The sequence below is a fragment of the Mesorhizobium sp. M0676 genome, from assembly GCF_040320535.1.
Lineage (GTDB): Bacteria > Pseudomonadota > Alphaproteobacteria > Rhizobiales > Rhizobiaceae > Mesorhizobium.
The window spans coordinates 129,467-153,892 of sequence record NZ_JAMYPU010000009.1 but is presented as its reverse complement, the minus strand read 5'-3'; the positions used below and the strand labels follow the sequence as shown (position 1 = coordinate 153,892).

Below are 24,426 nucleotides of genomic sequence, written 5' to 3'. Positions count from 1 at the left end.
GGCTTGTCCTAGCCGATGTTGCGGATGAACTGCTTCAGCCTTTCGGATTTCGGTGCGCCGAATATCTGCTCCGGCGGCCCCTCTTCCTCGACCAGCCCGTTGCAGAGGTAGACGACATGGGTCGCGACCTCGCGGGCGAATTTCATTTCATGCGTGACCAGCACCATGGTGCGGCCCTCGCGCGCCAGGTCGCCGATCACCTTCAGCACCTCGCCGACCAGCTCCGGGTCGAGCGCCGAGGTCGGCTCGTCGAACAGCATGACGCGCGGGTTGATGGCCAGGGCGCGGGCGATCGCCGCGCGCTGCTGCTGGCCGCCCGAGAGATAGGCCGGATAGACGTCGCGCTTTTCGGCCAGGCCGACGCGCGCCAAAAGCTTTTCGGCTTCCCTGATCGCCACGTCGCGCCTTACGCCCAGAACATGCACCGGAACCTCGATGACGTTCTCGATCAGCGTCATGTGGCTCCACAGGTTGAAGTTCTGGAACACCATGCCGAGCTTGGCGCGGATGCGTTCGATCTGCCGGCGGTCGGCGGGCACGGTGTGGCCGTGGCTGTCGGCCTTGAGTTTGATCTCCTCGCCATTGACGCGGATGATGCCGCTGGTCGGGTTTTCCAGGCAGTTGATGCAGCGCAGCAGCGTCGACTTGCCGGAACCCGAGCCGCCGATAATGGCGATCACCTCGCCGTCGCGCGCCGACAGCGAAACGCCTTTCAGCACATGCAGCTGGCCGAATTTCTTGTGCAGGTTCTCGACATGGATGGCTTCGGCGGCGCCGTCCTGCGCCTTGCCGGATTGGACTGCGGCGGTTCCCGCCGCGCTCACCGGGGAACCTCTGCCACAGGGTCCACGGCAGATCGTCGAACGTCTATCCGGCTAATCAACATACGCTGTAATGCCCACTCCAGACTTCAGCATGGACCCAACAGCGCGAGCCCGTCAATCCCGCTCATTACGGCACTTGCGGCCTTATTGTGCAAGTGTATAAATAGCCTCCGATGAAATTTCTTCCATTTTTTTCACCCTGAACACGGCATTGAAAAGGGCACCGATGAGCGCTTTCGGATCACAGTCCATGGCGGCGCCGTTGCGGCGCGTGCTGATGCGGTCGGCGGCCAATGCCATGCGCGGTGCCGACCGGGCTATCTGGCACTATGGCCCGGGTTTCGACCCGGCGAAAGCGGCGGCGCAGCACGCGGCTCTCGCTGAGCTGGTGACGGCGTCCGGCGCCGAAATCGAATGGATCGATGACAAGGCCGACGGGCTGTCGGATTCCGTATTCACCCACGACCCGTCGCTGATGACCGACCGCGGCGCGCTGATCCTGTCCATGGGCAAGCCATTGCGCGCCCGGGAGCCATCGCTGCATGAGGAAACCTACACACGCCTGGGTATTCCTATCCTCGGCCGCGTCGAGGCGCCCGGCCAGGTCGAAGGCGGCGATTGCGTATGGCTGGATAAAAACACGCTGGTAATCGGGCGCGGGGTGCGCTCCAACCAGGAAGGCATACAGCAGGTTTCCAACCTGCTGACGCCGCTCGGCATTTCCGTCTACGGCTTCGATCTGCCGCTGTGGCAGGGCGAGGAGGCGTGCCTGCATCTGATGTCGGTGATCAGCCCGCTGGCCGACGACCTGGCCCTGGTCTATTCACCGCTTTTGCCGGCTCCGTTCTATCAGTTGCTGAAGGCGCGCGGCATCCGGCTGGTCGAGGGCGACGCCGAAGAGTTTGCCGCGTCCAACGGTCTCAGCCTGAACGTGCTGCCGACCAGCCCGCACAAGGTCATTGCCGTGGCCGGCTTTCCCAAGACCAGGGCCGCGATGGAAGCCGCCGGCTGCACGGTTCAAATCTTCGAGGCGGATGCGCTCTGCATCGCCTGCGAAGGTGGGCCTACATGCCTGACGCGGCCCATCCTGCGCCAATGAATGAGCGCCGCAAGTTCCGCCGCGAGGGCGAGGAGCGGCGGCGGCAGGATTTGATTGACGCGACCCTGGACAGCGTGGCCGAACATGGGCTGGAGGGCGCCAGCCTGCGCACCATCGCACTCCGCGCCGGCGTCACCGCCGGGCTGATCCGGCACTATTTCCCCGGCAAGGAAGACTTGCTGCAGGAAGCGTACGCGGCGCTGATGGGCCGCATGATCGAGCAGGCGAAGGCGGCATTGCTCATGGAAGACGCCTCGCCGCGCCAGCGCCTTGCGGCCTTCGTCACCGCCAACCTCAACGTGCCGATCATCGATGCACGCGTGTTTTCGCTTTGGGCAACCTTCATCGGCCGCGCCGGCGCGGATCCGAGCCTGGCTCGCGCCCACCGCGAAGGCTATCTTGGCTTTCGCAACGAGGTGGAAGCAGTCGTTGCCGAAGTGCTCGGCGCCGAGCAGCGCAGGCCAAACGCAAATGAACTGCGCCGCCACGCCATTGCCATCAACGCGATCATCGACGGGCTCTGGATCGAAGGCTGTCTGGCCGCAGAGATGTTCTCGCCTGGCGAATTGGCGGCGATCGGCGTCAAAGCCATAGAGGCCGAGCTCGGCCTCGTGCCGCAAAAGGGAGAGAAGCCATGACCACCATCGGCGAAGCGCTGATCACGCTGCTCGAAGCGCATGGCGTCGATACCGTTTTCGGCATTCCTGGCGTCCACACTGTCGAGCTCTACCGCGGGCTGGCGCGCTCGAAGATACGCCATGTCACGCCGCGTCACGAACAGGGCGCCGGCTTCATGGCCGACGGCTATGCCCGCGCCAGCGGCCGGCCGGGCGTTGCCTTTGTCATCACCGGACCGGGGCTGACCAACACCATCACCGCAATGGGCCAGGCGCGCGCCGATTCGGTGCCGATGCTGGTGATTTCGGGCGTCAACGCGATGCCGACGCTGGGAAAGGGGCTGGGCTTCCTGCACGAACTGCCGGACCAGCGCGGCATGATGGAGAAGGTGGCGCTGTTTTCGCAGCGTGTCACCGAGGCCAGCGAATTGCCTGGCGCTTTGGCGCGGGCCTTCGCGCTGTTTTCGTCGTCGCGGCCAGGCCCCGTCCATATCGAGATCCCGACCGACGTCATGGTCAAACCGGCCGACGGCATCGCTGCTTCGCTCACCAATGCAGCGCCGCCGGCGCCGGATGGCGCGGCCATTGCCGAGGCAGCCAAACTGATCGCAGCCGCGCGCCGGCCGCTGATCCTTGCCGGTGGCGGCGCCAAGCGCGCCGAACAGCCACTGCAGCGCCTGGCCGAGCGGCTCGGCGCACCTGTCGTCCAGACCGCCAATGCGCGCGGTCTGCTGCACGCGCATCCGCTTTGCGTGCCGGCCAGCCCCAGCCTGAAGGCGGTGCGTGCGCTGATGGCAGACGCGGATCTGGTCATCGCCGCCGGCACCGAATTCGGCCCGACCGACTATGACGGTTACAGCGACGGCGGCTTCGTTCTGCCCGCCAATCTGATCCGCATCGATATCGGCGCCGACCAGCTCGCCCGCCGCCCGGTGAGCGTCGGCATCCAGGCCGATTGCGCGGAGGCGCTTGGTGCGCTGCTTGGCGCGCTCCACCCTGATCATGCCGCATCGAAGGACGGCGAGAGCCGCGCAGCCGCGTCGAGGAAGGCGGCCTTTGCCGAGCTCAGCCCGGCCTATGCCGCGCAGGTGCGTGCGGTGGAAACCATCCGCGACGCGCTGCCGGGCGCCATCATCGTCGGCGATTCGACGCAGCCGATCTACGCCGCCAACCTTTACTACGACCATGACCGGCCAGGCGGCTGGTTCAACGCCGCCACCGGTTTCGGCGCGCTCGGCTACGGACCGCCGGCGGCGATCGGCGCAGCCCTTGCCATGCCCGGCGTGCCGGTGGTCTGCCTCACCGGCGACGGCGGCTTCCAGTTCACCTTGCCGGAGCTGGGCGCGGCGCTCGATGCACCCGCACCGGTCATCTTCGTCGTCTGGAACAACAGAGGCTATCGCGAGATCGAAACGTCGATGCTCGATGTCGGCGTCGAGCCGGTCGGCGTGTCCCCGGCGCCGCCGGATTTCTGCAAGCTGGCCGAGGCCTATGGTATTGCCTCCGAGCGGCTTGCCGGTACTGCCGGTATCGCCGATGCGCTCAAGCGCGCACGCGCAACCAGACTGCCGCACGTCATCGAAATCACCATCGACTGACGCCTGGCCGCGCGCCGTACGTCCATGCGCGGGGGTCGGAAGGGGCGGTCGGCGGCTTCGAGCGATGCAAAGACGCAACAACTGCCATGTCGAGATGTCGGTTGAGTGATCGTGCAAAAGGCGCGACGCTCTGCGTCGGGTCGGCACGACAAGCGACATAATCATAAGAAACGACAGGAGCGTCCAGGATGACGGAAACAGTTCAGGGCAAGCATATCGTGGTGACCGGTGGCACCGGGGCGCTGGGTGCCGCGGTCGTCGGCAAATTGCTGGCGGACGGCGCGATCTGCCATGTGCCCAATGCCCACGCGTCGGCCCCCTCGCATTTCCCCTTCACGGCCCATGATCGCGTCCGGCTGGCGCATAATGTCGATCTCGCCGATCCTGCCAAGGTCGATGCCTTCTATGACAGCGTCCCCGAATTGTGGGCTTCCATCCATCTGGCCGGCGGCTTTGCCGCAGCCCCGGTCGAGAAGATCGAATCCGCATCCTTTGCCGAAATGATGGACACCAACGCCCGCACCGCCTTTCTGTGCTGCCGCGCGGCAGTGCGCTCCATGCTGGGCTCGAACACAGCGGGCCGCATCGTCAATGTCACGGCACGCGCCGGGCTCGACCCGCGCCGAGGCGCCGGCATGGTCGCCTATACCGCGAGCAAAGCGGCAGTGGCGGCGATGACCGTGGCGATGGCGGAAGAGCTGAAGCACAAAGGCATACTGGTCAACGCGGTAGCGCCCTCGACGCTCGATACGCCGGCCAACCGCGCCGACATGCCGGATTCCGATTTCGGCAAATGGGTCAGCCTCGAAGCCGCCGCCGAGGCAATCGCCTATCTGGCATCACCGGCCAATCTGGCAATGAGCGGAACGCTGGCGCCACTTTACGGCCGCGCCTGAAGTTCCGCCGCGCAGGCGACTCATTTGGTTTGGCTTCCGATGGCGGCCTTTGCCGACCTCGCCTGATCTACAGCGGAGGTTGGCCATTCAATCATGGCGACCCGCCGACGCCTCCACGGCATTAGAAGGCCTGCGACTACGTCAGGTTCGAGACGCCCGCTTCCACGACCTCGACTGCGTCGCCGATGGCGATCGTGCCGGCGTTGTTGGGAATCGCATTCTGGCCGAAGATGATGCCGCCCTTGGCGGAGCGGTGGAGTTTGCCAAGCGTCTGCAACGGCTCGCGCGGGTCCGGCTGCTCGCCGCTCAACGGATCTCGGGTGGTGATGACGCACCGCGAGCAAGGCTTTGCGATGCGCAACTCGACAGCGCCGATGCGGATCGTCTTCCAGCTGTCTTCGGCCCATGCGCCGTCTGCGTCGACGACGATGTTTGGCCGGAACCGCGCCATCTCGAAGGGCCTGGCAAGATGGCTGTTCAGATGGTTCAGCGAGCCTGTCGTGGCGATCAGCAGCGGAAAACCGTCGGCAAAGCCGACGAAATCGCCGGGCTGGCCGAATTCCGCATCGACCGGCCGGTTTTGCGGATCGTCGAAATAGACGAGATCGACAGGCCGGCCAAGAATAGCCGAGAGATAGGCGCCGGCGGCCGGATCGCCCGGCCGCGCGGCAGCCATATCCTTCCAGATCTTGACTTGCCGGAGCGCGGTGCCGGGAGCCGGAGCCTCGACGAAGTGCGAGCCATGCCTGTCATGTTTCAACAGGATGCCCGTTCCGCGATGCTCGACGTCGACCGTCGTCATATCAGGTATCTGGCGAATGGTGAGGAACTGCCCATCCTTGTCGACGACGCATCCAGCGGCGGTCGCCTTCCATGCCCATTGTCTCGATGTCGGCGCTCGGCACGGCATGGCCGCGCAGGCTCTTGACCGGATAGCGATAGAGTTCGACGACCTTCATCGCGCATGCTTCTCCGTTGCCCGAAGGGCCGGACTTCCGTGTTTACGTCTGCAACGACGGCCGAGCCTACAACCGCGCGGTGGAATTGAAGGGGTTGCACAGTCTTAGTCTAGTGCCAATCGCGCAGCCGAGCATGAAAAACCCGCGAGCCTTGCGGCCCGCGGGTTTTCTTGTTCAGGCTGCGCGCGAGGCGCAGCCGAGGCTTACGCTTGCGCGAAGCGGCTTACGCGCTGCGCGCAAAGCGGCTTAGCTGCCCTGCTTCTTCAGCGCGGCGCCAAGGATGTCGCCCAGCGAAGCGCCGGAGTCGGTAGAGCCGTACTGTGCGACGGCTTCCTTCTCTTCGGCGATTTCCAGCGCCTTGATCGAGACCTGCAGCTTGCGGGTCTTCTTGTCGAAGGCGATGACGCGGGCGTCCAGCTTCTGGCCGACCGAGAAGCGCTCGGGGCGCTGCTCGTCACGGTCACGGCTGAGGTCGTTGCGCTTGATGAAGGTCTCTATGCCGCTGTCGACCAGCCGCACTTCCAAGCCGCCATCCTTGATGCCGGTGACTTCGCAGGTGACGACCGCGTTCTTGCGCAGTTCGCCTGAAGTCGCCGCTTCGCCGACCGTATCCTTGGCCAGCTGCTTGATGCCGAGCGAGATGCGCTCCTTGTCGATGTCGACGTCGAGCACCTGCGCCTTGACCATGTCGCCGCGATTGTACTCTTCGATGACCTGCTCGCCCGGACGGGTCCAGTCGAGGTCGGAGAGGTGCACCATGCCGTCCACGTCGCCTTCGAGGCCGATGAACAGGCCGAACTCGGTCTTGTTCTTGACCTCGCCCTCGACCTGGCTGCCGACCGGATGGCTCGCGGCAAAAGCCTGCCACGGGTTTTCCAGCGTCTGCTTGAGGCCGAGCGAGATGCGGCGCTTGGCCGGATCAACCTCGAGCACCACAACGTCGACTTCCTGCGTCGTCGACAGGATCTTGCCGGGGTGCACGTTCTTCTTGGTCCACGACATTTCCGAAACGTGGATGAGGCCTTCGATGCCCGGCTCCAGCTCGACGAACGCGCCGTAGTCGGTGATGTTGGTGACGGTACCCTTGATCTTCTTGCCGATCGGGAACTTGGTGCCGATCTCGGACCACGGATCGCTCTCGAGCTGCTTCATGCCGAGCGAGATGCGGTGGGTTTCCTGGTTGATGCGGATGATCTGCACCTTGACCGTCTGACCGATGTTGAGGATTTCGGTCGGATGGTTGACGCGGCGCCACGCCATGTCGGTGACATGCAGCAGGCCATCGATGCCGCCGAGGTCGACGAACGCACCGTAATCGGTGATGTTCTTGACGACGCCTTCGACAACCTGGCCCTCTTCGAGGTTCTGCACGATTTCCGAACGCTGTTCGGCGCGGCTTTCCTCGAGCACGGTGCGGCGCGACACAACGATGTTGCCGCGGCGGCGATCCATCTTGAGGATCTCGAAGGGCTGCGGGTTGTGCATCAGCGGGGAGACATCGCGGATCGGGCGGATATCGACCTGGCTGCGCGGCAGAAAGGCCACGGCGCCGTCGAGGTCGACAGTGAAGCCGCCCTTGACCTGGTTGAAGATGACGCCTTCGACGCGCTCACCCTTGGTGAACTTCTCTTCGAGCTTGACCCAGCTCTCTTCGCGGCGGGCTTTGTCGCGCGACAGGACGGCTTCGCCCAGCGCGTTTTCGATGCGCTCGACCATGACCTCGACCGTGTCGCCGACCTTGAGCGTCGAGTCCTTGCCCTTGACGCCGAATTCCTTCAGCGGCACGCGGCCTTCGACCTTGAGGCCGACATCGATGATGGCCATGTCTTTTTCGATCGCCAGGATCGTGCCCTTGACGACCTGACCTTCGCCGGAGTGACCGGTGGTAAATGATTCTTCGAGCAGGCTCGCGAAATCGTCGCGAGTGGGATTTGCAGCTGACATATTTTCTCCTGGAGTGCCCCGCATCTGAAGCGGGACGGGCGCCGTGGGTTAGCGTTGCGTTGGCCTGCCGGCGTTCCGGGCTACAAAAGCCCTGGGCCGCCTAAGCGGCAATTCCGGCGCATGAAGAATGCTGGCAGGCTGGTTCGTGCCCGATATGGGTATTTTCTTCGCTTCCGGCAATCGGTGGAGCGGGAAAACCCTGGATCAGGCTTTGTCTCTCTTGGCCAGGGCGTCGTCGATGATCGCTTTGGCCGCTAGAAACGCGGCCTCTATAGCCATTTCGGAGGTATCAAGCAAGTGCGCGTCCGCCGCCGGCTTCAGCGGCGAGTCGGCGCGGCCCATGTCGCGCTCGTCGCGGCGCACAATATCGGCAAGGATTTCGGCGAAATCGGCGGTGCCGCCGATGCTTTCGATCTCGGCCAGCCGGCGCTGCGCCCGCACTTCGGCGCTCGCCGTCACATAGAGCTTTATGTCGGCGTCAGGGCACACGACCGTGCCGATGTCGCGCCCGTCGAGCACCGCGCCTGGCGGTGTCCTGGCGAAATCGCGCTGCTTTTCGACCAGGATGCGCCGGACGGTAGGGTAAATCGCGACCTTCGAGGCCGCCTCGCCAACCGCATGCGCCGACAGCACCGCACGGTCGAGCTTTGCCAGATCGACCTGGCGTGCGGCGGTTTCGGCTGCCGAGACATTGTCGAGTGGCAGCGCGTGCCGGATCAACGCATAGGCGACGGCGCGGTAGGTGAGGCCGGTGTCGAGCAGGTTGAGGCGGTAGTGGTCGGCCAGACGTCGGGCCAGCGTGCCTTTGCCGGCGCCGGCGGGACCGTCGATGGCGATGGTGAACGGCAATTCGCGACCTCGAAGATTTGCTGCTATCAGGATCGAAACTGGAAACCCGCATCTTTCAGCTTCAGAGCTTCATTTCCAGCGTAAAAGCCACTGTGCAGATGATTTAGATTTTTCCGCACCAGGCGTAGCAGCGCGTCGCCAATCTTGGTGAATGCCGCATGCTTCTCTATCAACTGCCCAAGATCGTCGAAGTCGCGCGCTTGGAAATAAAATCGGCCCTGAAAAATTGAACTGCCTTCGGTCCGGGATGGGTTGTACTGTATCACAGATGAGCGGCTGAGATCGGGATCATACGTATCGTTGTATGGATTGTGCTTCCAAACAATTTCCTCCCTCAGTGCCTTGGGAACGAGATGAAAGCCCTCGACCTTACGGCCTGGGTGCACTCGTTCAAATTTTTCTTTCAGCGAGGGTGCGGGGGTCTTCGACTGGCTGTTGATCACCGCGAATACCCCCTTTGAAAGCACGATGGACTGAAGCTCAGTTTGATCTTTGTCTGACAACCAGAAATTGACCTGCCTGCCCATCATTGCCGCGATTCCGACATTGCACTCTCATGCACGAATACTGCACATTGAGACAGGGAAAATCACCCAATCTCCGCGCCCAGCCCCGTCATCAGCCCCATGAACTCCGGGAAGCTCGTCGCGATCATTGCGGCGTCGTCGATGGTTACCGGCTTTTCCGTTGCCAGCCCCATCACCAGGAAGCTCATGGCGATACGATGGTCGAGATGCGTCTGCACCGTCGTGTCCTGGCTATTGGGATGGCCGCCCAGCCCCTTGCCGCCGGGCTTTCCGCGCACCGCGAGCGAAGCTTCGCCTTCGGTGCAGTCGACGCCGTTGAGCTTCAGCCCATTGGCAACCGCTGCCAGTCGGTCGGATTCCTTCACCCGCAGCTCTTCCAGCCCCTGCATCAACGTCTCGCCCTCGGCGAAGCTCGCGGCAACCGCCAGCACCGGATATTCGTCGATCATCGACGGCGCTCGCTCGGGCGGCACGGTGACGCCCTTGAGCTCGGAGTAGCGCACGCGCAGATCGGCAACATCCTCGCCGCCGGCATTGCGCGGGTTCAAGATGTCGATCTGGCCGCCCATTTCCTGCAACGTTAGAAGCAGGCCGGTGCGGGTGGGGTTCATCAGCACGTTCTCGATGACGATGTCCGAACCCGGCACGATCAGTGCCGCGACCAGCGGGAAGCCGGCCGAGGAGGGGTCGCCGGGCACGGCGATGGTCTGCCCCGTCAATTTGCCCTGGCCCTCGATGAAGATGTGGCGCACGCCGCGCTCGTCGGTCTCGACCGAGAGATTGGCGCCAAATCCCCTAAGCATCTTTTCGGTATGATCGCGCGTCATCACCGGTTCGATCACGGTGGTGATGCCGGGCGTGTTGAGGCCTGCCAGCAGCACGGCCGACTTCACCTGCGCCGAGGCCATCGGCACGCGATAGGTAATGGGTGCGGCGTGTTTCGGCCCATGCAGCGTGATCGGCATGCGGTCGCCCGGCGTCGCCTTCAGCACCTGCACGCCCATCTGGCGCAAGGGTTCGAGCACGCGGCCCATCGGCCGTCCCGACAGCGATGCGTCGCCGATGAAGGTCGTTTCCATGTCGTAAGTGCCGACGAGGCCCATTGTGAGGCGGGAGCCGGTACCGGCATTGCCGAAATCGAGCGGGCCTTCCGGCTGCAGCAGCGCGCCATTGCCGGTGCCGCGGATCACCCACTCGGCGCCGCGCTTCTCGATATGCGCGCCCATCGCCTTCATGGCGGCAGCCGTGCGCATCACATCCTCGCCTTCGAGCAGGCCGGTGACGCGGGTTTCGCCGGACGCGAGCCCGCCGAACATCATGGAACGGTGCGAAATCGACTTGTCGCCCGGCACCCGCGCGGTGCCGGAAAGGGCAGATGATTTGCGGGCGGTGGCCGGCTTGGCAGCGGCGGCGTGAGACATGGAATTTCCCTGGACGGAATGCCGGCGCACCGGCGCTTTTCATTTGTTGCGGCGGTCTCGTATCACGGCGGGGGGAAATGGTCATCCCCATGGTCGCCGCTTGGCGCGAGGCCTTTCAGTGCTTGGTTTTGTGACGCCGGCTTTTCGCTTTGACAGCGCGGTAAACTGTGGTTAAGGGGACCACTCTTTTACTGACGAGGCTTGACGTGGCAAAAAACGAACTTGGCACAAAGCGTGTCGACCCTGAAACGGGCCGAAAATTCTACGACCTGAACAAGGACCCTATCGTCTCGCCCTATACGGGCAAGACGTATCCTCGTTCCTATTTCGAGGACGGCAAGATCGCCGCCCTCGAAGAGGAAGAGGAAGTGGCCGAGAAGGAAGTGGACGCCGAGGAAGAAGAAGGCGTTGAAGTCGTCTCGCTTGAAGAGGCCGACGAAGACGTCAAGGCCGGCGACGAGCTTCCCGACCTGGGCGACGACGAGGACGATGTCGATCTAGGCGACGATGAGGACGATACTTTCCTTGCGGACGAAGAGGAAGAAGACGACGATGTCGCCGACATGATCGGCGTCGGCGACGACGACGACGAAGTCTAAGAACGCTTCGAACGCATGCATTTAGCGGCGTTCACGGGCTATGACGAAAAAGCGGCCCTCGAAGGCTTGATCTTCAGGGAAGGCGGGGTTAGAAGCCGCCTGCACTAAACGGCGCGGTCCTGAAACCCGCGCCGGACCTCTCGCCGGCAACGGCGACGGCTGACTGCCGGAGTGGGGCCATAGCTCAGTTGGGAGAGCGCTTGAATGGCATTCAAGAGGTCGTCGGTTCGATCCCGATTGGCTCCACCAAACAGTCTGCAATGTTTCCATGCATTTAGCATCGCGGCTGGCTTAACGCTGTTACTGTGATTAGTTCCGGGGCACCGCAGTGTTTCACGTCGACGGATTCCACTGCGGGCACCCTTTGCCGACAGGTGTGGCTTCCTAGCTACATACAAAGTTGCAGGCATATTCTACTAGTTGCCTGACATTCTGCTGGGGATTCCGATGAAAGCCTTTCTTTTCGCTTCACTTATCGCGCTTTCGGTGACCGCGCCGGCAATCGCCGCCGACACCATTACTGCTCCTGTGGACACCCCTGAATGGACCTGGCAAGGACCTTACGCTGGTATCTTCGGCGCGGGAACGCTGGAGCACTACAAGATCCATGAGCCGAACATTGGCGCCGGAGCTACCCACAGCCCCGGCTCGGCAACAATCGGCGGCTTTGCGGGCTATAACTTCCAGTCGGGCAAGATTGTCTACGGCGTCGAAGGCGAGCTTGGGTATCGCTTCAAGAAGAACACCTTCAACGACATTCCTGGCCCAGGCGTCCTCGACGCTTCCACCGGGTTGTTTGGCTCTGTAAAGGGTCGAGTCGGAATGGACATGGGAGCGTACATGCCGTTCGTCACGGCGGGGGTAACCGCCGCAAAGTTGAAGACGTTCTATCCAGGTGGTGACGCGGAGCGCGATGCCACCTTGGTAGGCGGCATCGTTGGAGCAGGTTTAGACGTCGCACTCACCCACAACGTGTTTTTGCGCGGAGAGTATGATTTCTCCTTCTTTGGCAAGAAATCGCTCGAATATTGCGGTGGCGGGTGCACACTCGAACACACGGTTCAGACGCACGACTTCCGCGTCGGCGTCGCGATGAAATTCTAGCTGTTAGCAGCACGAGCCTTGCTGAACTGGTCGCGTGTGCGACTTGCCGCAAAGGTCGACCTTAGCGGAATGGCGATCAGCGGTCTCGAGAACGGATTCAGGAAATCGCGTCCTCACGATATCGCGGCAGTCCGCAAAGCGTTTGAAGAGGCCGGAATCGTCTTCACCGTCGAAGGCACTCCCTCGCTAGCCCGCTCAGAAGGTGATAGCGGCCTCGCCACCGACAACAGACAGTGGCGCCGGCGGCAGAGAAAATAATAAGGGCGAAAAGCACGGGCGACCGATGAAGAACGTCCGGGTGCGACTGAACATCCTCGCTCCAAGGATGTTCTTGGGCCGCACGAAAAAGCCCGCCAGCTTGAGCTGGGGGCAATCGGTCTGGAGTAGCTGGAATGAGCCAGGATAGACGAACGAGCGGCGGGTTGGATGGTCCCTTTACCTGCCTGGCTTACCAGCCACCGCTCTCCAAGGCTCCCATAGACCTACGCCTGCTAAGTCGTCACGTCGAGCGCGTGAGTGGCCGTCACCTTGCCAACCTTGGCAATTGTCACGCAGATCGCCCGGACCAGGCTCGGTAGCGCAAGATAACACGAAATGCCGCCGGTGGCGCGAACGCGAAGGCCAAACCCGATCCGCTCGCTGTCGAATACAGAAGTCCGTGCCGTTCGGCTTCGTAGCGCCCACCACGCGCTTTGTGATTTTGACTGATTTGGCGCCTTCGGACATACTGTGGCACCGCTTGGAGGGTCGGGGCACCGCCAGGGCACCATAAAATAGACAACCCGGCGACACTCACGGAAGCACCGTAGCTGATTTGCGTTGAAACTAATAACTTCCCGGACACTGGCTGCAACGCACGGAAACAGAACGAAAGAAAGGCCCTATGAATGGCATTCAAGAGGTCGTCGGTTCGATCCCGATTGGCTCCACCAAACAGTCTCTTTCCGACGCTCGGTTTCGCGGCATTCATGCTTGTCGCCTGCCAGTCGGCGCCTGAACCATCATCGCCGCCGCCAGCGCCCGCACCTCAGCCCATGGCGCCTGCCGCGATCTCTGCTCCGGATGGTGCGGCGGTCCTCGATCCATCCGTGCGGGTCATGCCCCCGGGCGAAGGCGTCCCGGCCAAATATGTCGCGTTTTCCGGCATATGGGGCGGACAGCTGGACGGGATGTATGACGGCAAGCTCGCCGTGCTGACGATTACGCGCGGCGGCAATGTCACCGCCACCTATGCCTGGGGCGATGTCGGCGACAACAAACCCGGCGTGGCAGATGGCGAAGGCAAGATTTTCGGCAACACGCTGAAACTGCGGCGCCTTCCCAATGGCGCGGACGTCAGCGCGGTCATTCAGGCGGACGGAACGCTGGCCGTCACCTATGGGCTTGCCGACCGCACCTATACGGGCACGTTCACCAAGCAGTAATCGCGAGAGCGAGTGTCAGCCTACGGTTCGCGCCTGCCCCGATCAGTGCAGGCCGAATTCGCGCAGCAGTTCTTCGCGATAGCGCACGAAGCGGCTCTCGCTGCGCTCGCGCGGGCGTGGCAGGTCGATGTCGATCAACCGCGCCGCGCCGCCTTTCTCCTTGGGCAGGATCAGCACGCGGTCAGCCAGATAGATCGCCTCCTCCAGATCGTGGGTGACCATCACCATGGTGACGTTCTCTTCGCTCCAGATGCGCGCCAGTTCCTCCTGCATGCCGATCTTGGTCATGGCGTCCAGCGCCCCGAGCGGCTCGTCGAGCAGAAGGATTTCGGGCTGCACGGTGAGCGCCCGGGCGATGCCGACGCGCTGCGCCATGCCGCCGGAAAGCTGGCTCGGAAAAGCATCCGCGAATTCGGCAAGGCCGACCAGGGCGACGTAGAAGCGGGCGCGTTCCTCGGCCTGCCTCTTGGGAACACCGCGCACTTCGAGGCCGAACGCGACATTGCCGAGCACGCTCAGCCACGGCAGCAGCCGCGGCTCCTGGAAGATCACGGCACGCTCGGCGCCGACGCCATGCACCGGCTGGCCGTCGATCGCGACACCGCCGCTGTCGGCCGCCTCCAGCCCGGCCAGAATACGCAGCAGCGTGGTCTTGCCGGAGCCGCTGGCGCCGACAATGACCAGGCATTCCCCCGAACGAATGTCGAGGTTGAGCGTCCGCAGCACGGCAAGCTGGCGCCCGCCGAGGCTGAAGGATTTGGAGAGGTCGCGGATCGAGACCTCTCCGCCGCGGTTGGAACCGGCCATCTTGTCTCTCAGCTATTTCAAAGCTCAGTTGATCTTGGTTTCGCCGGGCCGGTACAGGATGTCGGCGGCTTTCAGCTTGCCCTGGGCCAGACGGCCGTCGCGCTCCAGCACGGCGACCCAGAAGTCGATGTCGCGGTCGGTCGCCTGTGCACCTTCGCGCAGACCAAAGCCGGTCCAGTAGCGGGCGAGATCGCCGTTTTCACCGCGCTTGTCGAGGATAGTGGCCAGCACCTTGCGGGCTTCGTCCGGGTTCTGGCGCGACCAGTCCGAGGCGCGCGCCGACTGTTCGACGAAGTTGCGCGCCGCATCCGGGTTGGCGGCAATGAAGTCGCGCCTGAGTACGACGAAGCCGCCGGCGAGTTCGCCGAGCACCTGGGTGTCGTCGAACACGCCGCGCACGCCGCCGTTGGCGACCAGCGCGCCGGCAAAGGTCGCCTGCCAGTAGCCGAGGCCGGCAATGTCGACCTGGCGCGAGCGCAGCGTCTGCTCAAGCTGCGGGCCGGGCACGACAATGAGGTTGGCGGCGGTCGGCGGCAGGCCGACGCTGTGCAGGGCCTCACGCACCGTATAGTCGAGATGAGCGCCGAGCGTGTTGACCGAGATGGTCTTGCCGGCAATGTCGGCGATCGATTTGATCGGGCTGTCTTCCAGCACGTAGAAGACGCTCTTCACATCCTTGTTGATGCCGTTGCTCGGATACGCCGCGACGAAGTCGTTGCCGCCGGAGATCGAGTTGATCACCGCCGCGGTGGCGGCCGAGCCGATGTCGACGCTGCCGGAAGACAGCGCAAACAGCGATTCCGGTCCACCCGAGGAATAGCCGACATTCTCCAGCTCGACGCCGAGCCCTTTGAAGTAGCCGAGCTCGTCGGCCAGCTCGTGCGGGGAGATGCTGCCACGGCTGGCGAGGTAGCGGAACTTGACGGCTGCGGCTTGCGCAAAGGCCATGCGCGGCAGGCCGGCGGCGATGAGGCCGGCGGCAAGCGGCGCGCCGGCAAGCAGCGAACGGCGGGTGATTTTCATGATCGGGTCCTTCCTGGAGGTAAACGGTGAGGGGCGGACTGCTCAGTTGACAGGATTGCTCCAGCGACAGAGCCGCCGCTGCAGGGTGACCAACGCCTGGTTGGCGATCAGGCCAAGCCCGGCGAGGATGACGATTGCCGCAAACATCAGCGGGATCTGGAAATTGTACTGCGCGTTCATCACCTGGAAGCCGATGCCCTTGTTGGCACCGATCATCTCGGACGCGATCAGCAGCAGCAGCGCCGTGGTGGCGCTCAGCCGCAAGCCGACGAAGATCGACGGCACGGCGCCCGGCAGTACGACGCGGCGAAACACGGTGAGCCGGCTCGCACCATAGACGCGCGCCATTTCAAGCAGCTTGGGATCGACTTCCTTGACGCCGCTGGTGGTATTGAGCAGCAGCGGAAACAGCGTCGCCCAGAAGATGACGAAGATCTTCGAGGTCTCGCCAAGTCCCAAGAGCAGGATGAACACCGGATAGAGCGCCAGCGCCGACGTCTGCCGGAACACCTGCAGGATCGGATCGAGCGCGGTTTCGACCGGGCGCACCTGGCCCATGAACAGGCCGAGCGGAATGGCGACGGCGACGGCTGCGGCAAAGGCGATGCCGGCGCGCTGCAGGCTGATGGCGATGTCGCCGAGCAGGCTGCCGCCGGCAAGCCCCTTCCAGAGCGCTTCGACGATCATGTCGATCGGCGGCAGCACCGCCGCGTTGACCCATCCGACGCTGCTCGCCACCTGCCAGAGCGCTAGGAAGCCGGCAAGCACGCCGTAGCGCTTCAGGAAGCGAACAGCAGCCCGGCCGCCGAGGCGCAGAAAGTCGGTGCCGAGCCCGGTTTCGCCACCACCGCGGCGAACCGTGATTTGCCGATCGATGTGCTGCAACGTCATTGCTTCACCCCTTCGATGCCAAGGTCATTCGGCGGCAAGGACGGTCGAGCGGGCGACGGTCCATGGATTTTCCGGGCGCCTGAGGCCAAGATTCTCGCGCAGCGTGCGGCCTTCGTAAGCCGTGCGGAACAGGCCGCGCCGCTGCAGCTCGGGAATGACCAGGTCGACGAAATCGTCGAGCGCGCCGGGCAGCCAGGGCGGCAGGATGTTGAAGCCGTCGGCCGCCTCGCTGGTGAACCATTCCTCCAGCTGATCGGCGACCTGCGTGACGCTGCCGACGATGGTGTAGTGGCCGCGCGCCGTCGCTACCCATTGGTAAAGCTGGCGGATGCTGAAATTGTGCTCGTCGGCAATCTGCCGGATCAGCGCCTGGCGGCTTTTCATGCCTTCGGTTTCCTTGCTCGGCGGCAACGGGCCGTCGAGCGGATAGCCCCTGATGTCGAGCGTCTGGCCGGCCAGCCCGTTGAGCAGGGCGACACCGTCCTCGGGCAGGATAAGGTCGTTAAGCTGTTGGTATTTGGCACGGGCCTCGTCCTCGGTGCGGCCGACGAAGGGCGCGACGCCCGGCATGATCAGCACCTGGTCGGGATCGCGGCCGACTTCAGCCACGCGCGCCTTGATGTCGCGGTAGAATTCCTGCGCCGTCTCGAGCTTCTGATGGGCGGTGAAGATGACCTCGGCCGAGTGCGCGGCAAGCCCGCGGCCGTCTTCCGACTGCCCCGCTTGTACGACAACCGGATGTCCCTGCACCGGGCGCGGCACGTTGAGCGGACCCTTGACGCTGAAATGCTCGCCCTTGTGGTCGATGTCGTGCAATCTGTCCTTGTCGTAGAAGCGGCCCGACTGCTTGTCGCGGATGAAGGCGTCATCCTCCCAGCTGTCCCACAGCGCCTTGACCGTCTCGACATGCTCATGCGCCCTGGCATAGCGCTCGGCATGGCTGGGCTGGACGTCGCGGTTGAAATTGCGTGCCGTTTCGTCGCCGGCCGAGGTCACCACGTTCCAGCCGGCGCGGCCGTTCGACAACAGGTCGAGCGAAGCGAATTTGCGCGCCAGCGTGTAAGGCTCCTCATAGGTGGTGGACGCCGTTGCGATGAAGCCGAGATGCGTCGTCAGCGGCGCCAGCGCCGCAAACAGCGTCACCGGCTCGAAGCCGGCGATCTTGGCGTTGCCGCCCTCGCGGGCGCCGAGGCCGACGGTCAGGTTGTCGGCCAGGAAATAGGCGTCGAACAGGCCGCGCTCGGCGGTCAGCGCCAGCTGCTTGTGGAACTCGAAATTGGTGGCGCCGTCGGCCGGCGCATCGGGATGACGCCAGGCGGCGATATGCTGCCCGCCGCCGGGCAGGAAAGCGCCGAGCTTGATCTGCCGCGGCCTGCTATCGGACTTGCTGGCTCGAGTCATTGCAGGCGTCCTTCTGGTCTATGCGGGATGGAATATTGCGTCGCGGATCGTGGTTTCAGGCGGCAAGGACGACGCTGTAGGGCACGCCGGCCACCCGGCATGCCTCGGCGACCGCCTGCCGGGCTCGCGCCTTGACTGCCTCTGACACCAGCACGCCATCGGCAAAGTCCTTGTCCGAGGCGTAGATCGCGGTCGGCAGGGTCTGCGCCTCGAAGAAGCCGAACAACGGCCGCAACTGGTGTTCGACGACAAGCGAATGACGCTCGCCGCCGCCTGTTGCCGCCAGGATGATCGGCTTGCCGCGCAGCGACGACGGGTCGAGCAGGTCGAAGAAGTGCTTGAACAGCCCGGTGTAGCTGCCCTTGAAGGTCGGGGAGCCGACCACCAGCACGTCGGCGCCGAGCAGCTGCTCGATAATACCGCGCGCCGCCGGATCGAGATCGCCAAGCTGTCTTGCAGGCGCAAAGGACGGGCCGAGATCCTCGATGTCGAAAACGCTCAAAGCCGAGCCGGCCCGGCTCGCCACCTCACCGGCGATGTGGCTGACGAATGCCTTCGTCTTGGACGGACGGGTCAGGTTGCCGGACAACCCCACCACCAGCTTTTTTGACATCCGAGGCTCCTTCTCGCAAACGCACTATCCGCATTAAGCCTACCGATTTTGTAGAATTAAATGAGCGAGAAGATTTCAAAACCGGGCTCTGAAGCGAATGGAGTTTGCGGGACATCGCCTTTGGTTGGTTCATTTGGCCCCAAAAGCGCCGCGGCAGATGCTGACCCGACCGCACAAGGCATCGCCGGGGACCATGGCCTGGTCCTTTGCGCACTGATGGGTAACGTTGCGAAACCGTCAAGGGCCGGCGGCATTGACACTGCGTTGTGTCAGTGTCGATTGAACCCAATCGCGTGGGCGACGAAGTAGGCAACTGCAATCAAAGAACAGGATGCGCGCATGAAGAAGATCGGCTTTCTTTCCTTCGGCCATTGGTCGCCCTCGTCGCAATCGCAGACGCGCTCGGCGTCCGACGCGCTGCTGCAGTCGATCGACCTGGCCGTCGCCGCCGAGGAGCTGGGCGCGGACGGCGCCTATTTCCGCGTCCATCATTTTGCCCGCCAGCTCGCTTCGCCGTTTCCGCTTCTGGCCGCGGTCGGCGCCCGCACCAGCCGCATCGAGATCGGCACCGCCGTCATCGACATGCGCTATGAGAATCCGCTGTATATGGCCGAGGATGCGGGTGCTGCCGACCTGATCGCCGGTGGCCGGCTGCAGCTTGGCATCAGCCGCGGTTCGCCGGAGCAGGTGATCGACGGCTGGCGCTACTTCGGCTACGTGCCGCAGGACGGCAAAAGCGATGCCGACATGGCGCGCAACCATGCCGAGGTGTTTCTGGACGTGCTGCGCGGCGAAGGTTTCGCGCAACCCAATCCGCGGCCGATGTTCCCCAATCCTCCGGGAATGCTGCGGCTCGAGCCGTTCTCGGCCGGCCTGCGCGACCGGATCTGGTGGGGCGCCGCTACCAACGCGACCGCCGAATGGGCGGGCAAGCTCGGCATGAACCTGCAAAGTTCGACGCTGAAGTTCGATGAGGGCGGCCAGCCGCTCCACATCCAGCAGGCCGAACAGATCCGCGCCTATCGCGCGGCGTGGAAGGCGGCCGACCACACACGCGAGCCGCGCGTGTCGGTCAGCCGCAGCATCTTTGCGCTGGTGAACGACCGCGACCGCGCCTATTTCGGCGGCGGCAGCAGCGAAGATCATTTCGGCTATATCGAGCCTGAGAAGCTTGCCGTCTTCGGCCGCTCCTATGCCGCGGAGCCCGATGTGCTGATCGATCAGCTGAAAGAGGACGAAGCGATCGCCGAGGCCGACACGCTGCTTCTGACCGTCCCCAACCAGCTTGGCGTCGAGTACAACGCCCACGTCATCGAGGCGATCCTGAAGCACGTCGCGCCGGCTCTGGGCTGGCGCTGACAAGAGGCGCCAGCCGCCCGGCAAACAAAGAGATAGACCGTTTCGCCGGCAAACGGTGAAACGCTCTAAGGGCAGAGGCGGCTAGGCATCCGCCTTGAAGGTCTGCTTCTGCTGGCCTAGCCCCTCGATGCCCAGTTCCACCACATCGCCGGGCTTCAGGAACACGGGCGGCTTCATGCCCAGCCCAACGCCGGGCGGGGTGCCGGTGGAGATGATGTCGCCAGGATGCAGCGACATGAACTGGCTGAGATAGGAAACGAGATAGGCGACGCCGTAGACCATGGTCCTGGTCGAGCCGTTCTGCATCGTCTTGCCGTTGACCGTCAGCCACATTTTGAGGTTCTGCGGATCGGCAACCTCGTCCTTGGTGACAAGCCACGGCCCGGTCGGACCAAACGTGTCGCAGCTCTTGCCCTTGGTCCACTGGCCCTGGCGCTCGGCCTGGAAGGCGCGCTCGGACACGTCATGGGCAACGGCATAGCCGGCGACATAATCCAGCGCATCGGCCTCGCTGACATATTTGGCTTTTCTGCCGATGACCACGGCGAGTTCAACCTCCCAGTCGGTCTTTTCCGAGCCGCGCGGGATCAGCACATCATCGTCGGGGCCGACAATGGCCGAGCTCGCCTTCATGAAGATGATCGGCTCCGGCGGCACGGTGGCGCCGGTTTCGGCGGCATGGTCGGAATAATTCAGGCCGATGCAGATGAACTTGCCCGTGCCGGCGACGCAGGCGCCGAGGCGCGGCTTGCCGGAAACCGCCGGCAGCGAATTCGGATCGAGCTTCGACAATGTCTCGAGCGACGCCGGATCGAGCGCCTTGCCAGCAATGTCGGTGACATGACCCGAAAGATCGCGGATCGTTCCATCCGCATCGAGCAGGCCGGGGCGTTCGCTCCCTATCTCGCCATAGCGCAGCAGTTTCATCTTGCTCTCCAAATTGCGGCCCAAGGCCGTTTTCAAAACTCGCTCCGCCAAGCGATGACTGGGCGGACTCTGGCTATCGGACCCGACCTAGGGCAAGCCGGACTTTAGAACTGTTCGAGCCTGGACCTGCGGATCGAGGCTATTGCTCAGATCGACCAGCCGCCGTCGATATTATAGGCCTGGCCCGAGGTGTACGTGGCGCCGGCGAGGTAGACGGCAAGGTCGGCGATTTCCTCGGGCGTGCCGAGACGGCCCATCGGCTGGCGGGCAATGAAGGCTGCGCGGGCCGCCTCGTAATCGCCCTGCGCATGCATGCGGTCCTGCAGCGACGGACTCTCGACGGTGCCGGGGCAGATGGCGTTGCAGCGAATGCCCTTGGCGACATAGTCCGCGGCAACCGCCTTGGTGAGACCGATCACGGCCGCCTTGGAGACGCCATAGGCGAAGCGGTTGGGCACGCCCTTGCCGGCGCCGGCGACGGACGACATGTTGATGATCGAGCCATCGCCGCGCTCCAGCATGCCGGGCAGTACCGCCCGAATGGTGCGGATCATGGCGCGGACATTGAGGTTGAAGGCGAAGTCGAGATCGGCATCCTTCATCTCGAGGATGGACCCGGAATGGACGAAGCCGGCGCAGTTGAACAGCACGTCGACGCGGCCGATTTCGGCGAAGCCGGATGCCACCGCATCGTCGTTGAGAACGTCGAGCTTGCGGGTCTTGATGCCGGAGGTCTTGGCGAGTTCGGCCAGCAGCGCCTCGTTGATGTCGGTGGCGTGCACGATGGCACCTGCCTTGGCGAAGGCCAATGCGCTCGCTCTGCCGATGCCTTGTGCCGCCGCGGTGACGACAACGACCTTGCCTGCTAGATCCGCCATGCGTTTCTCCTCGCCCTCTTTGGCCACTGCTCGGCCCGATTTACTGCCGGCTGACTGGGGCGTCCTGTGCCAGACAGGCGCGACTATGCGGCCTGCACAATCCATCAGTCCTTAAATAACAAATGTTTTTTCTGGTTAAAGAACACATGTCCAAGCGTCAAGCCCGAACGCGATCACCTTCGCGACGGCTGATGTAATGCACATCGCTTGCTCTGATGCAACAACATGTATGACAACCGGACAACGAGTCACGCTGCCATGGTTCACTCAAGCACAGCGCGCTTCGGCGGCATTAGTCGCCGTATGGCACCCAGACGTTCTTCACTTCGACGGCGCGGCGCAGCAGGGCATCGCCGGCGGCCTCGTCGGACGCCCAGTCGAGGCTGCGGCCGTTGCCGGTCCAGACGCGCTTGAGATTGCCGATGGAATCGGCCTCCGCTTTGGCGCAAGTGTCGGCATCGGCAAACAGCCAGAGCCCGTCGACATCGTCATGCTTGGCCAGCACGCCGGCAAGCTCCGCCGTGCGGCCGGTGACGATGTTGATGGCGCCTGCCGGAACGTCGGAATATTCGATCACCTGGTAGAGATCGGTGGCGAGCAGCGGGTATTTTTCCGACGGCACGGCCACCACCGTGTTGCCCATGGCAAGCGCAGGTGCGATCAGGGAGATCAAGCCGAGCAGCGGCGCGCTGTCCGGGGCGACGATGCCGACGACGCCGACCGGCTCGTGCAAAGCGAGCGTGACGGCGCGGGCCGGTGGCTGATGCACCCTGCCCTCATACTTGTCGGCAAGGCCGGCATAGAGGAACAGGCGCTCGATCGATTGTTCCACTTCCTCCCGCGCGGCCTTGGCGTTGGCGCCGGTCAGTTCGGTCAAGCGTGCGGTAAACTCGCCGGCACGGCCGGACAGATTTTCGGCGAGATAATATAGCACCTGGGAGCGATTGTAGGCGGTCGCCTCCGGCCAGGCCTTGCAGGCGCGGGCGGCGGCAACGGCGTCGCGGATGTCCTTGCGGCTGCCGAGACCGACTTCGCCGGCGAGCTTGCCCTTGGCAGTGGCTATCGCCAGCGAATAATTGCCGTCGGGCCGCACCTGCTTGCCGCCGATGAACAGCTTTGCGGTACGATCGATGGCGCCGCCATCCGATTGCTCGACCGGCTGCGCCGAAGCCGCCGTCGGCTTGATCACCGGGCCGAGCGGCAGCTTTGCCGAGAGATACTCGAACATGCCCTCGCGCCCGCCCTCGCGGCCAAAGCCGCTTTCGCGATAGCCGCCGAAGCCGCAGGCGGCGTCGAACATGTTGGTGCCGTTGACCCAGACGACGCCGGCCTTCAGCTGCGGCGCGACATGCAGCGTGAGGTTGATGTTTTCGCTCCACACCGAGGCGGCCAGCCCATAGCGCGTGTTGTTGGCGAGTTCGACCGCTTCCTCGGTGTTGCGGAAGGTCATGGTGGCCAGAACCGGGCCGAACACCTCTTCCTGCGCCAATATATTTGCCGGCGAAACACCGGTGGCGAGCGTCGGCAGGTGGTAGTAGCCGGAAGACGGCAGCACCGCGTCGGGCTGCCAGCAGACGGCGCCCTGTCTGGCGCCTTCTGCGACCAGGCCCTTGACGCGGTCGAGCTGTGTGGCGTCGACCAGCGGTCCGATATCGGTGTTCTTGTCGAGCGGGCTGCCGACGCGAAGCCGGCTCATCCTGACCTTGACCTTTGCGATCAACGCGTCGGCAATGCCTTCCTGCACCAGAAGCCGCGAGCCTGCGCAGCAGACCTGGCCCTGGTTGAACCAGATGCCGTCGACCAGTCCTTCGACGGCGCTGTCGAGATCGGCGTCCTCGAAGACGATGAAGGCCGATTTGCCGCCAAGCTCCAATGACAGCTTCTTGCCCGATCCAGCCGTGGCTTTCCTGATGATCTTGCCGACCTCCGAAGAGCCGGTGAAGGCGATCTTCTGGATGCCGGGATGGTTGACGATGGCGACGCCCGCTTCCGGCCCGCCCTGGACGATGTTGACGACGCCCTTGGGCACGCCGGCACGCTCGCAGATCTCGGCAAACAGGATGGCGGTGAGCGGCGTGAACTCGGCCGGCTTCAGCACCACCGTGCAGCCGGCGGCGAGCGCCGGCGCAATCTTCCAGGCCAGCATCAGCAGCGGGAAATTCCATGGGATGATCTGGCCGACGACGCCGACACCCTTGTGGCCTGGGAAATCCTTGTCCAGCGCCTGCGCCCAGCCGGCATGATGGATGAAATGGCGGATGACCAGCGGCACGTCGATGTCGCGGCTTTCGCGGATCGGCTTGCCGTTGTCGATTGACTCAAGCACTGCGAACAGGCGCTGATGACGCTGCATCGCGCGGCCAATGGCGTAAAGCACTTTTGCGCGCTGGTAGCCCGAGGATGCCGACCATTTCGGCAACGCCCTGGTGGCTGCGGCGACGGCTGCGTCGATATCGGCGGCGCCGGCATCGGAGATCTTGGCCAGCAGCTTGCCGGATGAGGGTTCGCTGGTCTCGAAGGTCTTGCCGCCGCCTGCTGCCTTCCAGCCGCCGTCGATGAACAGCGCCTTGCCGAAATCGCGTCCGGCAAGCCAGGCATCGGCCTCGGTGCGGGCTTCCGGCGCCGGGCCGTATTCCATGGCGTGATAGCGTTCGAGAATGTTCATG

The 24,426-nt window shown here is 63.8% G+C and carries 24 protein-coding genes and 1 tRNA gene; 9 read left to right on the top strand and 16 right to left on the bottom strand.

Annotated elements, in window-relative coordinates; all coding sequences use genetic code 11:
- Window positions 1–8 precede the first annotated feature (8 nt).
- Together NKI35_RS12565 and NKI35_RS12560 are read right to left on the bottom strand one after the other, a co-directional pair.
- The gene (locus NKI35_RS12565) at window positions 9–824 is read right to left on the bottom strand and encodes an ABC transporter ATP-binding protein (protein WP_023693139.1); all 816 of its coding nucleotides are present in this window, start codon (window positions 822–824) and stop codon (window positions 9–11) included.
- Between the two features lie 144 nt (window positions 825–968).
- The gene (locus NKI35_RS12560; protein WP_196813766.1) at window positions 969–1,124 is read right to left on the bottom strand and encodes a hypothetical protein; all 156 of its coding nucleotides are present in this window, start codon (window positions 1,122–1,124) and stop codon (window positions 969–971) included.
- Between NKI35_RS12560 and NKI35_RS12555 the strand changes: the two genes are divergently transcribed.
- From NKI35_RS12555 to NKI35_RS12540, 4 genes are all read left to right on the top strand, one after another.
- The gene (locus NKI35_RS12555; protein WP_352740225.1) at window positions 1,051–1,923 is read left to right on the top strand and encodes a dimethylarginine dimethylaminohydrolase family protein; all 873 of its coding nucleotides are present in this window, start codon (window positions 1,051–1,053) and stop codon (window positions 1,921–1,923) included. The two genes, NKI35_RS12560 and NKI35_RS12555, sit on opposite strands and share 74 nt — an antisense overlap.
- Window positions 1,893–2,561 carry a TetR family transcriptional regulator C-terminal domain-containing protein gene (locus NKI35_RS12550; RefSeq protein ID WP_352740223.1) on the top strand — a complete coding sequence of 223 codons (669 nt, stop codon included), beginning with the start codon at window positions 1,893–1,895 and terminating at the stop codon, window positions 2,559–2,561. The genes NKI35_RS12555 and NKI35_RS12550 overlap by 31 nt, the downstream gene beginning before the upstream one ends.
- A complete protein-coding gene (locus NKI35_RS12545) occupies window positions 2,558–4,138 on the top strand; it encodes a 5-guanidino-2-oxopentanoate decarboxylase (protein ID WP_352740221.1) in 1,581 nt (526 codons plus the stop codon). Before NKI35_RS12550 ends, NKI35_RS12545 begins: the two co-directional genes overlap by 4 nt.
- 188 nt (window positions 4,139–4,326) lie before the next feature.
- A complete protein-coding gene (locus NKI35_RS12540) occupies window positions 4,327–5,034 on the top strand; it encodes an SDR family NAD(P)-dependent oxidoreductase (RefSeq protein WP_352652447.1) in 708 nt (235 codons plus the stop codon).
- A 136-nt stretch (window positions 5,035–5,170) separates the two neighbouring features.
- On the opposite strand, the gene NKI35_RS12535 is transcribed toward NKI35_RS12540, so the two are convergent.
- The 6 genes from NKI35_RS12535 to aroA form a co-directional block, all read right to left on the bottom strand.
- Window positions 5,171–5,836, bottom strand: coding sequence for an MOSC domain-containing protein (locus NKI35_RS12535; RefSeq protein ID WP_352740219.1), 666 nt, complete (start codon window positions 5,834–5,836; stop codon window positions 5,171–5,173).
- A 1-nt stretch (window position 5,837) separates the two neighbouring features.
- Window positions 5,838–5,993 carry an MOSC N-terminal beta barrel domain-containing protein gene (locus tag NKI35_RS12530; RefSeq protein ID WP_352740217.1) on the bottom strand — a complete coding sequence of 52 codons (156 nt, stop codon included), beginning with the start codon at window positions 5,991–5,993 and terminating at the stop codon, window positions 5,838–5,840.
- 246 nt (window positions 5,994–6,239) lie between these two features.
- Complete coding sequence (rpsA, locus tag NKI35_RS12525) at window positions 6,240–7,937, bottom strand: 30S ribosomal protein S1 (protein ID WP_023671316.1); 1,698 nt, start codon at window positions 7,935–7,937, stop codon at window positions 6,240–6,242.
- 204 nt (window positions 7,938–8,141) lie between these two features.
- Complete coding sequence (gene cmk / locus NKI35_RS12520) at window positions 8,142–8,786, bottom strand: (d)CMP kinase (protein WP_031201346.1); 645 nt, start codon at window positions 8,784–8,786, stop codon at window positions 8,142–8,144.
- 26 nt (window positions 8,787–8,812) lie between these two features.
- A complete protein-coding gene (locus NKI35_RS12515; protein WP_023695919.1) occupies window positions 8,813–9,316 on the bottom strand; it encodes a hypothetical protein in 504 nt (167 codons plus the stop codon).
- 59 nt (window positions 9,317–9,375) lie between these two features.
- On the bottom strand, window positions 9,376–10,734 hold the full coding sequence (aroA, locus tag NKI35_RS12510; RefSeq protein WP_023695918.1) for a 3-phosphoshikimate 1-carboxyvinyltransferase: 1,359 nt from the start codon (window positions 10,732–10,734) through the stop codon (window positions 9,376–9,378).
- 206 nt (window positions 10,735–10,940) lie between these two features.
- Here aroA and NKI35_RS12505 point away from each other — a divergent pair, with 206 nt between their 5' ends.
- From NKI35_RS12505 to NKI35_RS12490, 4 genes are all read left to right on the top strand, one after another.
- Entirely contained in the window at window positions 10,941–11,333 is a 393-nt protein-coding gene (locus NKI35_RS12505; protein ID WP_023683538.1) for a TIGR02300 family protein, read from the top strand.
- A 173-nt stretch (window positions 11,334–11,506) separates the two neighbouring features.
- Window positions 11,507–11,582 (top strand) — tRNA-Ala (locus NKI35_RS12500).
- Between the two features lie 198 nt (window positions 11,583–11,780).
- A complete protein-coding gene (locus NKI35_RS12495; RefSeq protein ID WP_023688264.1) occupies window positions 11,781–12,437 on the top strand; it encodes an outer membrane protein in 657 nt (218 codons plus the stop codon).
- A gap of 1,088 nt (window positions 12,438–13,525) precedes the next feature.
- On the top strand, window positions 13,526–13,861 hold the full coding sequence (locus NKI35_RS12490) for a hypothetical protein (RefSeq protein ID WP_245260320.1): 336 nt from the start codon (window positions 13,526–13,528) through the stop codon (window positions 13,859–13,861).
- Between the two features lie 42 nt (window positions 13,862–13,903).
- Here the strand turns inward: NKI35_RS12490 and NKI35_RS12485 are convergent, their stop codons facing one another.
- Genes NKI35_RS12485 through msuE form a run of 5 tightly spaced genes read right to left on the bottom strand, consistent with a single transcriptional unit; the run spans window position 13,904 to window position 18,596 of the window.
- Window positions 13,904–14,668 carry an ABC transporter ATP-binding protein gene (locus NKI35_RS12485; protein ID WP_023671311.1) on the bottom strand — a complete coding sequence of 255 codons (765 nt, stop codon included), beginning with the start codon at window positions 14,666–14,668 and terminating at the stop codon, window positions 13,904–13,906.
- A gap of 24 nt (window positions 14,669–14,692) precedes the next feature.
- Complete coding sequence (locus NKI35_RS12480) at window positions 14,693–15,691, bottom strand: ABC transporter substrate-binding protein (RefSeq protein WP_023695917.1); 999 nt, start codon at window positions 15,689–15,691, stop codon at window positions 14,693–14,695.
- 42 nt (window positions 15,692–15,733) lie between these two features.
- Window positions 15,734–16,582 carry an ABC transporter permease gene (locus tag NKI35_RS12475; protein WP_023695916.1) on the bottom strand — a complete coding sequence of 283 codons (849 nt, stop codon included), beginning with the start codon at window positions 16,580–16,582 and terminating at the stop codon, window positions 15,734–15,736.
- A 24-nt stretch (window positions 16,583–16,606) separates the two neighbouring features.
- Entirely contained in the window at window positions 16,607–17,983 is a 1,377-nt protein-coding gene (locus NKI35_RS12470) for an LLM class flavin-dependent oxidoreductase (RefSeq protein ID WP_023683544.1), read from the bottom strand.
- A gap of 55 nt (window positions 17,984–18,038) precedes the next feature.
- Window positions 18,039–18,596: an FMN reductase gene (gene msuE, locus NKI35_RS12465; protein WP_023683545.1), complete on the bottom strand. Its 558-nt coding sequence runs from the start codon at window positions 18,594–18,596 to the stop codon at window positions 18,039–18,041.
- Window positions 18,597–18,935: 339 nt separating this feature from the next.
- Between msuE and NKI35_RS12460 the strand changes: the two genes are divergently transcribed.
- Window positions 18,936–19,955, top strand: a complete 1,020-nt coding sequence (locus NKI35_RS12460) for an LLM class flavin-dependent oxidoreductase (RefSeq protein WP_023745836.1) — start codon at window positions 18,936–18,938, stop codon at window positions 19,953–19,955.
- An 81-nt stretch (window positions 19,956–20,036) separates the two neighbouring features.
- Here the strand turns inward: NKI35_RS12460 and NKI35_RS12455 are convergent, their stop codons facing one another.
- The 3 genes from NKI35_RS12455 to NKI35_RS12445 all read right to left on the bottom strand — a co-directional run bounded on the left by NKI35_RS12455 (window position 20,037) and on the right by NKI35_RS12445 (window position 24,425).
- The gene (locus NKI35_RS12455) at window positions 20,037–20,882 is read right to left on the bottom strand and encodes a fumarylacetoacetate hydrolase family protein (protein ID WP_023729743.1); all 846 of its coding nucleotides are present in this window, start codon (window positions 20,880–20,882) and stop codon (window positions 20,037–20,039) included.
- Window positions 20,883–21,028: 146 nt separating this feature from the next.
- Entirely contained in the window at window positions 21,029–21,760 is a 732-nt protein-coding gene (locus NKI35_RS12450; protein WP_023695912.1) for an SDR family oxidoreductase, read from the bottom strand.
- 292 nt (window positions 21,761–22,052) lie between these two features.
- The gene (locus NKI35_RS12445) at window positions 22,053–24,425 is read right to left on the bottom strand and encodes an aldehyde dehydrogenase family protein (protein ID WP_352740212.1); all 2,373 of its coding nucleotides are present in this window, start codon (window positions 24,423–24,425) and stop codon (window positions 22,053–22,055) included.
- Between the last annotated feature and the right edge of the window lies 1 nt (window position 24,426).